17 protein-coding genes and 1 tRNA gene are annotated in these 13,685 nt (G+C 42.7%); 12 read left to right on the top strand and 6 right to left on the bottom strand.

Annotation, left to right across the window (positions count from 1 at the left end):
- Positions 1-23: 23 nt before the first annotated feature.
- The 3 genes from M1L62_RS18070 to M1L62_RS18060 all read left to right on the top strand — a co-directional run bounded on the left by M1L62_RS18070 (position 24) and on the right by M1L62_RS18060 (position 2,283).
- Complete coding sequence (locus tag M1L62_RS18070) at positions 24-467, top strand: ester cyclase (protein ID WP_254561019.1); 444 nt, start codon at positions 24-26, stop codon at positions 465-467.
- 200 nt (positions 468-667) lie between these two features.
- Positions 668-961 carry a hypothetical protein gene (locus M1L62_RS18065; protein ID WP_254561018.1) on the top strand — a complete coding sequence of 98 codons (294 nt, stop codon included), beginning with the start codon at positions 668-670 and terminating at the stop codon, positions 959-961.
- Between the two features lie 494 nt (positions 962-1,455).
- Positions 1,456-2,283 (top strand): N-acetylmuramoyl-L-alanine amidase, encoded by an 828-nt coding sequence (locus tag M1L62_RS18060; RefSeq protein ID WP_254561017.1) that lies wholly within the window; start codon positions 1,456-1,458, stop codon positions 2,281-2,283.
- A 101-nt stretch (positions 2,284-2,384) separates the two neighbouring features.
- Here the strand turns inward: M1L62_RS18060 and M1L62_RS18055 are convergent, their stop codons facing one another.
- Positions 2,385-3,269: an oxidoreductase gene (locus M1L62_RS18055; protein ID WP_254561016.1), complete on the bottom strand. Its 885-nt coding sequence runs from the start codon at positions 3,267-3,269 to the stop codon at positions 2,385-2,387.
- Between the two features lie 189 nt (positions 3,270-3,458).
- On the opposite strand from M1L62_RS18055, the gene M1L62_RS18050 reads away from it, so the two are divergent.
- Together M1L62_RS18050 and M1L62_RS18045 are read left to right on the top strand one after the other, a co-directional pair.
- Complete coding sequence (locus M1L62_RS18050; protein ID WP_254561015.1) at positions 3,459-4,715, top strand: MFS transporter; 1,257 nt, start codon at positions 3,459-3,461, stop codon at positions 4,713-4,715.
- A 388-nt stretch (positions 4,716-5,103) separates the two neighbouring features.
- Positions 5,104-5,176, top strand: a tRNA-Lys gene (locus M1L62_RS18045).
- A gap of 121 nt (positions 5,177-5,297) precedes the next feature.
- Here the strand turns inward: M1L62_RS18045 and M1L62_RS18040 are convergent.
- From M1L62_RS18040 to M1L62_RS18030, 3 genes are read right to left on the bottom strand one after another with little or no spacing between them, the layout of a single operon-like run.
- Positions 5,298-5,849, bottom strand: coding sequence for an ISAon1 family transposase (locus tag M1L62_RS18040; protein ID WP_254561014.1), 552 nt, complete (start codon positions 5,847-5,849; stop codon positions 5,298-5,300).
- Between the two features lie 55 nt (positions 5,850-5,904).
- On the bottom strand, positions 5,905-6,300 hold the full coding sequence (locus M1L62_RS18035) for an ISAon1 family transposase N-terminal region protein (protein ID WP_254561013.1): 396 nt from the start codon (positions 6,298-6,300) through the stop codon (positions 5,905-5,907).
- A 9-nt stretch (positions 6,301-6,309) separates the two neighbouring features.
- On the bottom strand, positions 6,310-6,780 hold the full coding sequence (locus M1L62_RS18030; protein WP_254561012.1) for a hypothetical protein: 471 nt from the start codon (positions 6,778-6,780) through the stop codon (positions 6,310-6,312).
- A gap of 88 nt (positions 6,781-6,868) precedes the next feature.
- Here M1L62_RS18030 and M1L62_RS29605 point away from each other — a divergent pair, with 88 nt between their 5' ends.
- Positions 6,869-8,170, top strand: a complete 1,302-nt coding sequence (locus M1L62_RS29605) for a sensor histidine kinase (RefSeq protein ID WP_310589985.1) — start codon at positions 6,869-6,871, stop codon at positions 8,168-8,170.
- A gap of 19 nt (positions 8,171-8,189) precedes the next feature.
- Entirely contained in the window at positions 8,190-8,582 is a 393-nt protein-coding gene (locus M1L62_RS18020) for a response regulator (protein WP_254561011.1), read from the top strand.
- Positions 8,583-8,715: 133 nt separating this feature from the next.
- Here the strand turns inward: M1L62_RS18020 and M1L62_RS18015 are convergent, their stop codons facing one another.
- Together M1L62_RS18015 and M1L62_RS18010 are read right to left on the bottom strand one after the other, a co-directional pair.
- Positions 8,716-8,889: a hypothetical protein gene (locus M1L62_RS18015; RefSeq protein WP_254561010.1), complete on the bottom strand. Its 174-nt coding sequence runs from the start codon at positions 8,887-8,889 to the stop codon at positions 8,716-8,718.
- Between the two features lie 225 nt (positions 8,890-9,114).
- On the bottom strand, positions 9,115-9,534 hold the full coding sequence (locus M1L62_RS18010; RefSeq protein ID WP_254561009.1) for a response regulator: 420 nt from the start codon (positions 9,532-9,534) through the stop codon (positions 9,115-9,117).
- A 182-nt stretch (positions 9,535-9,716) separates the two neighbouring features.
- On the opposite strand from M1L62_RS18010, the gene M1L62_RS18005 reads away from it, so the two are divergent.
- From M1L62_RS18005 to M1L62_RS17985, 5 genes are all read left to right on the top strand, one after another.
- Positions 9,717-9,875, top strand: a complete 159-nt coding sequence (locus tag M1L62_RS18005) for a hypothetical protein (RefSeq protein WP_254561008.1) — start codon at positions 9,717-9,719, stop codon at positions 9,873-9,875.
- 85 nt (positions 9,876-9,960) lie between these two features.
- Positions 9,961-11,136 (top strand): glycosyltransferase family 1 protein, encoded by a 1,176-nt coding sequence (locus M1L62_RS18000; RefSeq protein ID WP_254561007.1) that lies wholly within the window; start codon positions 9,961-9,963, stop codon positions 11,134-11,136.
- Entirely contained in the window at positions 11,108-12,325 is a 1,218-nt protein-coding gene (locus M1L62_RS17995; RefSeq protein ID WP_254561006.1) for an amine oxidase, read from the top strand. The genes M1L62_RS18000 and M1L62_RS17995 overlap by 29 nt, the downstream gene beginning before the upstream one ends.
- The gene (locus tag M1L62_RS17990) at positions 12,288-13,061 is read left to right on the top strand and encodes a PIG-L deacetylase family protein (RefSeq protein WP_254561005.1); all 774 of its coding nucleotides are present in this window, start codon (positions 12,288-12,290) and stop codon (positions 13,059-13,061) included. The genes M1L62_RS17995 and M1L62_RS17990 overlap by 38 nt, the downstream gene beginning before the upstream one ends.
- Positions 13,062-13,073: 12 nt before the next feature.
- The gene (locus M1L62_RS17985) at positions 13,074-13,679 is read left to right on the top strand and encodes an SAM-dependent methyltransferase (protein ID WP_254561004.1); all 606 of its coding nucleotides are present in this window, start codon (positions 13,074-13,076) and stop codon (positions 13,677-13,679) included.
- Positions 13,680-13,685 lie beyond the last annotated feature (6 nt).

Genomic DNA, 13,685 nt, shown 5'->3' with positions numbered 1-13,685 from the left:
CAACTTAAACAAAGCAGTGAAAAATGGAAACAAGTCAGAAATTAGAAAGAAATAAAGAAACGATCCGCAGATTGTACGTCGACATCCTTAACAAGAGGAGGCTGGATTTACTTGATCAGATTTTTTCCGAAGAGTATGTAAACGTACAGGGGGATAAAGGCCCTGCTGGTTTTGAGCGGGCAGCAAATTCGATGACCCAGGCATTCCCGGATATTCAATGGACGATTGAGAATTTGATCGCGGAAGGAGACAAAGTTGTGGTCAAATGGTTTTGGGAGGGCACGAATACCGGATCATTTAACGGATTTCCCCCGAGTAATCAATTGATCAAACATACGGCCGTGGTAATATTTGATTTCGAAGACGAAAAAGTTGTTAAAAACTGGATGTTATTTGATCGCCTGAGTTTTTTCGAGCAAATGGGCATATTGTCGCCGGAACTGACAAGCCCGCCAGTGAAACGCTAAGTGGCTTAAAGACAATTGATCAAATCAAAATCTTACGATACGATCCGAAAAATAATTCTCAGAACCGTTCGATAACAGAATTTAATAATGTTATCGTCAGCATAGATATTTGTTGCGATGACGATGAACAACAACTGTTTATGATTGTTCACGAGGGGAAGAAGTGACAGAGAATTTTCGAAACTCCTATTTTAAGAACAATGGAATATGATATTTGTGTTGAGCCGGCGGTTGAAGTGATTTCCCTGCTCAACAGGATTATGGAAGAAAGGGCTTTCTTTAAAAAAGATATTCTGATCCGTATTTTTCAAAACAAGATCTGGGTGGAAAACATAATATCTGATGAAGTCATTTATAATATCTTGTCTTCCCTTGCCGATGAGCTGGACGGTTACCTCCCGTCCAGGGAATGGAAAATCAAGGATCCTCATGGTGACGAAAAATTGGCGTTGACTATCAAATCGGCAATGTTTCGTATCGAAACAATCATATAGGAGCATCAGACATGATCACGAATTCCTTAGAATGCTTTCGACAATCGGCAGTCAGCTTTCAGATTAATGCCAGGAACAAAATTTTAGACGATTGCCGGGGCCGGCCCCGACGATTGCTGATAGCCGACTGCAAAACTGGCTTGCAAAATAATTCGTGATAAGGTCTATTGTTAGTGGTATTTTATTAATATCCTTCCATAAATGCCTCGAATGAGCAAATTGTGGATTTTAGCCCGGCGTTAACGTACACTTTTACTACACTTAATAAGAAATTGTTTGCAAAAACACATCTTTATTATAAATTTGCTCCCATGCACATTAATTATGTGTAGAGGAGGGTAAGACTTATAAGAATTCCGGGCTTCCGGAATTCTTTTTTTGTATCCAACTGTCGTTGAAGTGCTTCCAATAGATTTTTTTGACACCCGATAGTTTCAAAAAAATGTGATCATAAGTGACATAATTCCATAGCCTTGTTTTTACAAAATATGCCGATGTTATCCTTCGTTGCGAGATTATTTACTGTTGTTTTGGTTTTAACGTTTGTGGCAGGCTGCCAGACATCCCGGTATGCGAAGACCGACAAAGTATACAGGAACCTGGCAAAGAGTTATGCGGAGATCATAAAAGCTGCGCCTCCCGTAAATCAGGGTATCGACTCCTTGCAGCAGGGGCAGCAGTTTTGGGTGGGAACGGTTAATATGGGTATTCGTCGGCCCAACTTTGTTATTATTCATCACACGGCTCAGGATTCTACTGCGCAAACGCTTATGACGTTTACGACACCGCGGACACAGGTGAGCGCGCATTATGTGGTGGGCCGGGACGGGAAAGTTTATCAGATGGTGAACGATTACCTACGGGCGCAACACGCCGGAGAGTCCAGATGGGGTAACAATTCGGATCTGAATTCTTCGTCGATCGGGATCGAGCTGGATAATAATGGCAATGAGCCCTATCCGGATCAGCAAATTCAAAGTCTTAGTGCGATTTTGGCGACGCTGAAAAAAAGGTATAATATTCCAACGGCTAATTTTATCGGGCATGCAGATATTGCGCCGACCCGTAAGCCTGATCCCAACAATTTTCCCTGGAAAGTTATGGCCGAAAAGGGGTTTGGTTGGTGGTATGACGAGGTTTTGGAGACTCCACCGATCACTTTTGATCCGGTGATTGCATTAAGAATTATCGGTTATGATGTCCGGAATATCGATGCAGCGGTTGTGGCCTTCAAACGCCATTTTATCCAAACAGACATTACGCCCACACTTACGGAATGGGATAAGTCTGTTTTGTTTAATCTGTACACGAAGTACCTGTAAAACTTTGGACGAAACATTTTATTCGGAACAAAAAGAGGCAGATTACTACGGATTTTCAGTAATCTGCCAATGAAATGTTATAATTCCAATATTGGGACTGCTTAATTGATTTTCATATTTGTGAGGATCTTGCCTTCGTCGGTTTCAAGGAAATTAACAGCATCATCGTGATCCGTCGAAATACTGACCGGGATCCATTTTTCAAATTCTGCCTGCCGCGAAGCATCTGTCTGTTTTACAATTCCGACGGCTTCACTGCCAAGTACAAGATGAACTGGCGGTTCCTCATTTCCAACCACATCGATCATAACTTTGGCAGCCTTTTCCGGATCTCCCATAGCGACGTAATTTTTTTGGAAAAATTCGGTCATCCAGTCGACCGTTGTCTCATAACCTTCAACGGATTCGGCATAGGTCATTGACGCTGCCCCCCAGTCCGTACGAAATCCGCCCGGCTCTATGCTTGTCACCCGGATCCCAAGCGGAGCAACTTCTTTTGCCAGGGCTTCGCTGAAACCGCCTAGTCCGAATTTTGCCGCGCTGTACATGGCCAAACCTGGATTTCCGCTCCGGCCACCAGCCGAACTGATCTGAAGTATGTGACCTGAGCGCTGTTTTCTAATGTAAGGTAAAACGGCGCGGGAAAGCGCAATCGGGGCATATAAGTTTGTTTCAAGCTGATTTCTGACCTGTTCGTCCGAGTATGCCTCGGCAGCGCCAATGATTCCAAAACCAGCGTTGTTTACAAGAACATCGATTCTGCCAAAATGTGAGATGGCTTCTTTAACCGCTTCATTTATTTGTAGATAGTTGGTAACATCCAATTCAATCGCGTGTATCTGACCGGGGTATTTTTCGATCAGGTCATCAAGTTGTTTTGTATTCCGGGCTGTTGCTGCTACCTGATCGCCATTTGCCAAAACTGCTTCTGCGAGGCTGCGTCCCAGTCCACGGGAGCTACCTGTAATAAACCATACTTTTGCCATTTTCTGTTTGTTTTAATGTATCACAAAGGTATCGGGAGCGCGAAAGAATAATTTTGTTGAAAGGCTCAGATTTATTTGTTGAAAAGCTCAATTTTTAATACAGTCGGATGTTATTTCGGTTGGGTAGGGGGTAATACGGCAATGGTGTTGTCTTTGTAAGAAGATAGATTGATTTGATTTAAATATTCTATGAAAGAACAGCTGGCGCCCGCCCGGTGGTACCGTATCATACCGATTGTTTTTATTACGTATAGCCTGGCCTATCTCGATCGCGCCAATTTCGGTTTTGCCGTGGCCGGCGGAATGGCAGAGGATCTGGATATAACAAAAAGTACTTCTTCTCTGCTTGGGTCGCTGTTTTTTCTCGGATATTTCTTTTTTCAGATTCCGGGTGCGCATTATGCTTCTCATAAAAGTGCAAAAAAGCTGATTTTTATATCGTTAATCTTGTGGGGAGCACTTGCTGCGGCCACCGGTATGGTCAGTAACGTGACCTCGCTGATCGTGATCCGGTTTATGCTTGGCGTGGTGGAGAGCGCCGTGATGCCTTCGATGCTCATTTTGTTAAGTCAATGGTTTACGAGGAAAGAGCGTTCCAGGGCCAATACGTTTTTGATATTGGGCAATCCTGTCACAGTTCTCTGGATGTCGGTATTATCAGGTTATCTGATCGATTCGATGGGCTGGCGATGGATGTTTATTCTTCAGGGAGCTCCCGGGGTAGTCTGGGCATTTATTTGGTGGAAAATGATTGACGAAAAACCAGGCGATGCTGACTGGCTGCTAACGGAAGAAAAAGAAGCTGTTGAGCAGCGTTTGCAGGCTGAGCAAGTTGGGATAAAACCTGTTAAAAATTATGCGGAAGCCTTTAAATCCCGTGCTGTGATCCTGTTGTGTTTTCAGTATTTGCTGTGGAGCCTGGGTGTTTATGGTTTTGTGATGTGGCTTCCCTCGATTATAAAAGCCGCGCCCGACATGGATATTGTGAGAACAGGCTGGCTTTCATCGGTACCATATATTTTGGCGATTGTCGGAATGCTTTCGGCATCTTATTTTTCTGACCGGAGTTTAAACAGGAAGATTTTCATCTGGCCGTTTCTTTTGGTTGCATCCATTGCATTTTTTGCAGCCTATTTGCTTGGGACCTCGCATTTTTGGATTTCATTTATGTTGCTCGTCGTTGCAGGCGGAGCGCTTTATACGCCTTATGGTCCGTTTTTCGCAGTCATAACGGAGATTTTGCCAAAAAATGTAGTGGGAGGTGCGCTTGGTCTGATCAACAGCATTGGAGCGTTGGGTTCTTTTATTGGATCTTATCTGGTGGGTTATCTGAATGGAAGTACAGGCGGGTTCGAAGCGTCCTACATTCTGATGTCTGTTGCATTATTGGGTGCGACGGTCCTGACTATTGTAGTTGTAAAGTCTCCGGAGCAGGTCAGGGAATAAATCCCAGGATGATAATTGAGGCACTTTTGTTATTTTTTTGGAAGGTAACAGACATCATCAAAAAATATTTTAATTTTTTTCGTGGGCTCAATCTTCTCTTAAATAGAAAGTTAGTAACTGATAGAAAATAAAGTTTAAAATTTGTGTTGCAATAAATTTGGAACGTAAATCTAATTTTATACTTTTGCATCACAATTGAGGGACACGGTAAGACGACGAAACGAAATTGATCATTCTAGAAGGTTGTTATCACGGTAATTGACCACTGAAAAGTAAAGTTTAGTTTGATAAAATATCCCTCGGGATAGCAAAAATAGAAAGCCTCTGGCAGTTAGCTTATACTATTTTTAAGGCAATTAACGGAATTGTCGACAACAACAGCCGAAATGATTCCGTAGCTCAGCTGGTAGAGCAATACACTTTTAATGTATGGGTCCTGGGTTCGAATCCCAGCGGGATCACCTGATGGGACAAATCTGAAAATATCAGATTTGTCCCATTTTTATTTCCATTTAACTCGCTGTTTTTCTGATAGATAAGATTGGATCAAGCTGAATTGTTGGGGGAAGAAATGAAGAAATTCTATGCATAGAGTTTAGCTAGTCTGAAAAGGAAGAATGACACATCCCTGACACCTCTGGATGTTGAGCGAAACGCCTTGATTTTCGCGTTAAATGATTCAGCCGAAGCGTTGGTGCTTCTGTTGTTGAAAAAATTCAGGATGCCCAAATAATGGGCTTGAATGGATCTAGCGACGGTTTTAAACGAATCTATTCCACAGTCTTCCACCATATTGTGCCATAGTGCCAGCTTTTTAAAGGCTACTTCTTTGGAAGTGCAAGTCCGGAATATAATCCCCAAATCCAACGATATGGTATATGCTTTCTTAATCAAAGGATAACGCTCAAATAATAAAGTCGAGCGGCGGACTTGCGAAGCAGTCCATTTGTCCCTGTGTTTAAAAAGCAGATACCGGCTTCTAGCCAGCAGTTGTTTTAGGGTATCTCCGTTTTCGAGAACTTCTGGCTGGTAGGCGACACCGGCATCTTTCGCACCCCTAATTGCTTCATTTTCTTGATCAAGTGCTTCCCAACGATAGTGAATCCTAATGTAGTCTTTGTACTGTTGCTGCAACTGTTTACCATCAAGATGGAAGTATTTGCCAAGTTGAAAACAACTGATTGGATTATTATCGATACAGGTCCGCCCGGCGGCCCGGTTTTAAAAAATCAGCAAACTCTTTGGTTATTCGAGTTCCCTGCTGTACAACTTTCCAGTCCCTACTTACAATTTCACCGCTATCCTTGACTTCCCAACGCCGCCGTTTGATACAGAGTGTAACTTTCTGATTGCGAATGGGAAAATCCTGAACATATATCTCCGGTAGAAAGCCTTTAGACTCTAATTGTTCATCTTTATATTTTTCAGGAGTGATATTCTTCTCCTCTAAATAGATATTCAAGCCTGGGATGGCTTCAACGACTTTGGCTAATTCAAAATATTCGAGGATGCCTTCAGGCAACAATAAACTGACAAGAGCTTGGTAAGAGTCCTTCAATGCAATCAATATTAGTTCAGGATGCAAAGCAAATCATTATTTAACTTCCCCCAACTTTTCAGCTTGATCCATAAGATTGAGCACTTCATTAATTCTAGTGGTTCGATGTTGCACACCATCAAAAGTGAGTTTTTCCGGGAAGATCGAACCGAGTATTTTCCTCTTTTCCTCGATAGTGCCGTTTTCGTAGAGTAAATCAAGGCCTGAAAGGTTTTTTAAGGCCTTTTCTAGAAGAACACCGATTTCTTTATCCCTGCCTTGAAGGCTGTTTAATTGCTTTTCCAGCTCCTCAGTTTTGGTGGCTGACTCCTCCTTTATCATCTTAAAGTCGGATTCTTCCAAATCACCGTCTACCTTCATGATCCTCGCCTTTTGCATGCGGATACTAATACTATCCAGTTCAGACAGTATCTGCTTACGGTCGGTTTCCTGATGTTTCACTTTTTGCTTGAAGTCATCAGTGATGGCTTGGGTGAATATTTCTATCCTTCCGGGTTTCGGTATCAATTCTCGTAAGTCATGAAGTAATCTTTCGTTTGCTAATTGGGCCTTAAACCTCACCTTGCAGGCCGCAGAACAATGATAGTAGTTTCAGATAGCCAGTACCACCGGCAGTTACCGTGAAGAAGGCTGGCGGGTCCGGAAAGGCGGATCTGTGTTTTGGGCGAGTGTGGTTATTACGGCGCTGTTGAACGATAGAAATAACCTTGTTGGGTTTTCGAAAATTGTTCGTGATCTTACCGAGCGTATAAAAAATGGAGAAACATTGCGTCAAAGTGAGGCGCGGTATCGGTCTCTGGTCGAACAGGTTGCCGATTATGGGATTTTCATGCTTGATGAAAAGGGCCGAATCATTAGCTGGAATGAAGGCGCCAAAAGAATCAAGGGTTATACATCCGAGGATGTTATTGGTAAGTATTTTTCTATTTTTTATCCTGAGGAAGATATTTTGAATGACAAGCCGGCAATGGAACTTCGGATCGCGAAAATGGAAGGTAAATACGAAGAGGAGGGGTGGAGAATAAGGAAGGATGGCAGCCGTTTTTGGGCTAATGTTGTTATTACGCCAGTATACAATATTGAAAACGGGTTGGTGGGGTTTTCGAAAGTCACACGTGATCTGACCGAAAGGAAAAAAAATGAGCAGGCTTTGCGCGAAAGTTATGAAAGCTACCGTCAGCTGGTAGCTGAACTCTCTGTCACCAACGCTGAGCTAATGGAAGCCAATAAGGAGCTGGAACAGTTTACTGCCATTGTTTCTCATGACCTCAAGGAGCCGGTCAGGACAGTTAAAAGTTTTCTTTTGCTGATGGAGAAAACCCTGGATCAGGGCCAGTATCAGAATATAAGAGGGTATATCGGAAAGAGCATTCATGCAAGCCAGAGAATGCAGGATCTTATTGACAATTTGCTGTATTATTCGCAAATCAGCAGATCTCCTTTGTTAAAGGAAGATGTCGGGGTTGAGAATCTCCTTCAGGAGGTCGTACAGAACCTGAGTGCAGCAATTGAGAAATCTAATGCCAATATAGTTATTGATAACCAGGTAGATGTATTGCCCGGAGACCGGGTTCAGTTGCTTCAGTTGTTTCAGAATATAGTGGCAAACGCTCTGAAATTCACCGGCGAAGAATCTCCTGACGTAACCATTTCGTGCTGCAACGAACATGATCGGGTGAAATTTATTATTACTGATAACGGAATAGGTATCGATGCGCAGGATCTCGAAAAGATTTTTGAGGTTTTCAGAAGGCTGAATTTGTCACAGCAGTACCCTGGGACTGGCGTTGGGCTGGCAATTTGTAAAAAGGTTGTAGAAAGGCATAAGGGAGAAATATGGGCAGAATCGGTGCCAGGGAAAGGAACGACTTTTTTTATTATCTTACCCCGGAATTAGCGCTTAAACAAAGATCGTGATGAAAAAGTATAAGCTTGCTATCGTTGAAAATGACGAAGATGAACGCTTCTTTATGGTCGATGCTTTTAGTGCTTTCGCAGGCTTTGAGATCGTGGGCGAGTTTGGCAATGGGAATCAGCTACTTGATTGGTTGTCGGCAGGGCCACAGGTAATGCCAGAGTTGATTCTGTCAGATCTTAACATGCCAGGAAAAAATGGTTACGATGTTATATCTGAAGTAACAAGTAAGTTTCCAGGTATCAAGGTGGTGATTACTTCAACTTCCTCAGTAACATCGATTCGGGAAAAATGCCTGGGATTGGGTGCATTTGCCTTTCTGATCAAACCTGATGTTTTTATAGCCTACGAAAATTATGTTGAAAGCTTTTATCAGCTTTTAGACGAAGGGTAGTTTCCGGATCTTAACAGTACGCTTATTCACAACTCTTGAAAATGGTCAAAACAAGGTCTTTTACACGCCCATGATTAGCGGGGCGGGCGGGGAATATGTGTCGTATCAACGAAACTTACATCTGTTCGTGCTGCTATTTTCTATTTAGGAATTTTCTAATTTCATCAGCGGCAGCTTGGGCTTCTTCGGCAGCCTTTTTTATTTTTTCAGCGATAACTTCTGTTGACTGATCAGATACCATCGTTTCCTGATTTTCGCTAACCGGAATGCTGGCAGATGCTGGATTTACTGTGTCATTGTGATGCATGATATTGATAGTTAGTTGATGTAATTACAGTAATAAAACCGTTCCTAAGTTATTCTTGCAGAGGCTTTGATCTTGTGCAAACGGAGATTACTACCGTCTTGTGAAATCAACCTTTTGCGCTGAGATGAAAAGCAACTGAAATTTCCAACGTGACGATGTTAGCGCGTGTATCGCGAATGCCGTAAATTAAAAGAGGGCAAGAGTATTTTTGAGAAGGAACGGAAGTTATCTGAACACAAGTAAGTGGTCGATAAAGCAAAGTTTAATACCGTTTACAATTCTTTCATATTCCGAAATTCTCGAAGGTTTGGTAATAAATGAGTTAACACCCAGTTCGTAAGCCGAGTTAATTAGTTGAGAATCTATGGAGGTTGACAGCATAAATACCGGAATTCCCTTTGAATCCGGCCTTTCCTTAATTTGGCGAAGGGCTTCCAAACCATTGAGACGGGGCATGTTCATATCCAGAAAAATCAATGAAAAGCACTTCTGATCGACCCGGTTGTTAAGTTGCTCAATCAACTCGAGACCATCCGAAGCTTCCACAATTTTTGCTGAAGGAACAAGACTTTCAAACGCTTCTCTCAGAAAGAATCTGTCATCTTCATCATCGTCAGTAAGATAAATTCTTATGTCCTGGTCCATAAAAGCGCGTAGTGAAATCTTTTGCAATGTTCAGTTTCCCAATAATATATCCAACGTTTGAGGCGCCGGTCCTGAACTTTGAAATTGGTGATTGCTATAAAATCAGATCATGCAATGTAATAATTTTTGATTTCTGGCATGGGTTTTTAAGGTTACAAAATGAATATTTTAATATTGTAAAGATGAAAAAGCCTGTAAGAACAAACCACGATACCGAAAATCAGTTTGAGAAGTTTGTAGAGGATACCAATCCGTTTGAGTATTCCAAACCGATTGTAAAGACAAGCCCCGGAAAAAGGAGACGGATTATGAAACCACTATTTTCTGTGCGCTTATCATAGTATTCCATTATCCCAGTTTCTACACTTTATTTAAGATCGGAGGTGGCATAGTTGTTTATAATGTTCAGTTAAATATTATATCATCATGGCTCATCAACTTCCTAAGAATCTGGTTTGTTTCTCCCATTTAAGATGGGATTTTGTGTTTCAGCGCCCGCAACATCTGATGAACAGGTTTGCAAGGCATTGTTTCGTCTACTACGTTGAAGAGCCGACTTTTGAGCGCGGTATTCAATCTCATATATCCGTGTCTAAAAAATCGGAGAATCTGTGGGTCTGCGTGCCCTGTTTGCCGGAAGGTATTGAAAAGAATCTTATTGCTTCTGAAATTAATACCTTGCTAAAATCACTATTTGTAAACAGTGAATCGAGTGAATACGTCTTTTGGTATTACACGCCGATGGCGCTTAAACATAGCTATGGTTTTAATCCTGTCTGCTCAGTTTATGATTGCATGGACGAACTCTCGGCGTTCAAGTTTGCACCCAGGGAGCTTAAAGAAATGGAAAAGCAACTATTCGACAATGTAGACGTGGTTTTCACCGGAGGTTATTCATTGTTTGAGGCCAAGCGCAGGCAGCATAATAATATTCATCCATTTCCCAGCAGCATTGATAAGCAGCATTTTTTAAAGGCGAGAGGGGTATGTACTATTCCTGAGGACCAAGCCGGTATCACTGGATTTAAAATTGGCTTCTACGGTGTTCTTGACGAACGCTTTGATATAGAGTTGATTGAAAATATTGCCGTACAGCGGCCGGAATGGCAAATTATTCTGATCGGTCCGGTTGTAAAGATCGATCCCGCTACGCTGCCCAGACATGCCAACATCCATTATTTAGGTCCCAAAAGTTACGATGAACTGCCGCTTTACCTGTCTGAATGGGATGTGGCGCTGATACCGTTCCTTTTAAACGAGTCAACTGTATTTATTAGCCCTACCAAGACGCCCGAGTATCTTGCGGCGGGTAAACCTGTGGTATCGACTGCGATAAAGGATGTAGTCTCATACTATGGAAAAAACAATACAGTCCACATCGGAACGGATGCTGAGGATTTTATCTCAATTATTGACCAGCACATTCTAAATGGCACGGATAGTACCTGGCTTGAACGGGTTGATCATTTACTGGCAGGCAACTGCTGGGAAAATACCTTTGAAGATATGAAGCAAATCATACTGGCTGCGGTAAACAACAAGAAAATACTAAATGCTCCCAGTGAGCTGATTTATGAAGATGACCATCGAAAATCCGTTTAAGTCGTTCTGGATGGCTGGATTTGAATCGACTGATCAGCTAAACGCAAAAGGAGACCGTGTTGATTTTCTGCATATTACATCTCATTTAACGTTTCTTAATGAAGACTATGAAAGGCTGGCGGCATGTAATCTTGTAGCGGTCCGAGAGGGCGTAAGATGGAGCCAGGTTGAAACGAGTCCATACGTCTATGATTTTTCAGTGGTAGGTCACATGATAGAAGTGGCAAGAAACAGGAGCGTCCAGCAGATTTGGGACTTGTGTCATTTTGGTTTTCCAGAGGATCTAAGCCCTCTGCATCCCCAATTTACAAGTCGGTTTACAGCGTTTTGCCGGGCATTTGCCATTTTTTGGAAAGGCTTTGATCATGAATACCCCATGATTGTTACCCCCATTAACGAGGTAAGTTTTATTTCTTGGTTAGGAGGTGATGTAGCGGCCACCTCACCCTTTTGCCATAACAACGGCTGGCAGGTAAAATATGCTTATATGAAAGCCTACATTGCCGGTGTTAGGGAACTTAAAAACGTTGATCCAGGTGTTCGTATATTGACTACCGAACCTCTTGTTCACGTGAGTGCCGCAGAAGAGGCATTTGAAATACAAATACAGGCAGCTGCGGACCATAACGAACTTCAATTTCAGGTGCTTGATATGCTCTGCGGGCGAATATGCCCAGAGCTTGGTGGCCAGGAAGACTATCTTGATATCCTTGGTTGTAACTATTATTACAACAATCAGTGGGTTCTTGAACCGCATGTGATACTTGGCTGGAATGATGCAAAGCCAGATCCGGGATATTGGGCGCTGTCGGATTTACTCATGGGAGTTTACAAGCGTTATGACCGCCCCATTATACTATCCGAAACAAGTCATCCAGGAGTAGACAGACCTGTCTGGATAGATTATGTTAGCAGTGAAGTTCACAAGCTTTTGAGGCAGGATGTTCCCTTTTGGGGGATTTGTTTTTACCCGATTATCGACAGACCCGACTGGGACGATTTAGATCTATGGCACCATTCAGGTCTGTGGGATTCGCTGGGGAGCTTGCCTGAACAGCAGCGGTTACTGCATGAGCCGAGCTTTGAAGCTCTATCTTACCAGCAGCGTAGATTTTCCAAGATACTCGCGGAATGTGAAAATCAAAAAAAGTATGAAGCCACTCTTAATGATGTCGGGCAAGATGGATAAAAGGCTGATCACAAAATTAAAGGATGATATTCTTGACATTAAGGACGAACCGGTATGCTCGTTTGGATCGAGTTTGATTGTGGCTCCGCACCCGGATGACGAAACGCTGGGATGTGGCGGAACGGTTGCTTTGCTTTTGAGGGAACATTGCGAAGTGAATTTCATTTTTGTGAGTGACGGAGCTATGTCTCATCCGAACTCTAAAAAATATCCGGCCGCCAAACTCAGGGACCTAAGGGAAAAAGAGGCGATAAAAGCAGTGCGTATTCTTGGCGGCTGCAAAGAAAATATTGAGTTTTTGGCCCTGCCAGATAGAAATGTCCCGTCATGCGGGCGTCCTTACTTTGAGTCTTTGGTTCGTTTTATGATCAGGCACATCGAAAGATTGGCACCGCAGACTGTATTTGTTCCCTGGCAAAATGATCCGCATCCTGATCATCAGGCGAGCTGGCAAATTTTGTCCGAGGCTATTTCCCGACTCTCGGTCAAGCCAAGATTATTGCAATATCCGATCTGGCTTTGGGAGATGGGATCTGATCAGGATATTTTGCTTATACAAAACATGCACCTGATCAGTGTTAATATTGAGACAGTCCTGGAAATAAAACAAAGGGCTTTGGCGGCGCATGAGTCGCAAGTGAGTGGATTGATTGATGATGATCCTGAGGGATTTCAGTTATCTGAGCAAGTTATTGCCCACTTCAATAATCCCAGGGAAATATTTTTTGAACTATAATTAAAGTGAGAAATGGATAAGAACAAAAAGTCACTGGATGCGTCGTTTTTTAATGAACTTTATGAGCGGAACCAGGATCCGTGGAATTTTGAAGAGAGCCTTTACGAAAAAAACAAGTATGAAGAAACCATGCGTATGATACCTGGTCAGCGGTATTTGAGCGGATTCGAAATAGGGTGTGCAAATGGTTTGCTGACGTTGATGTTAAGGCAACGATGTGAGCAATTACTTGCCGTAGATGCCAGCAGGATTGCGGTCACTAATGCAAAAAATCGATTGAAGGAGTATGCCGACGTATCGATAGAGGAGATGGAGATTCCGGTAGATTTTCCGGATGGAAAATTTGATCTGATCCTTTTTTCAGAGGTGGGCTATTTTTTAAACGAGCAGGATCTGGTTACAGCCCGTAATAAGATGATCGACAGTCTGCTTCCCGGAGGTCACCTGCTCCTTGTACACTGGAGACCGCCGGTTGCTGAGTTCCCATTAACGGGAGATGATGTTCATGCGCTTTTTTTGTCAGTAGCTGGGGAGGGGGCTTCCGACCCGATCGTGCATCTGAAACAGCATATGGAGACGCAGTACAGAATGGATTTGTTTGTAAGGAAACCATTCTAAGTTTAG

It is taken from the genome of Dyadobacter diqingensis (assembly GCF_024220585.1).
Lineage (GTDB): Bacteria > Bacteroidota > Bacteroidia > Cytophagales > Spirosomataceae > Dyadobacter > Dyadobacter diqingensis.
Note: the sequence above shows the minus strand (reverse complement) of the source record. Positions and strands in the feature narration are given on the sequence as shown.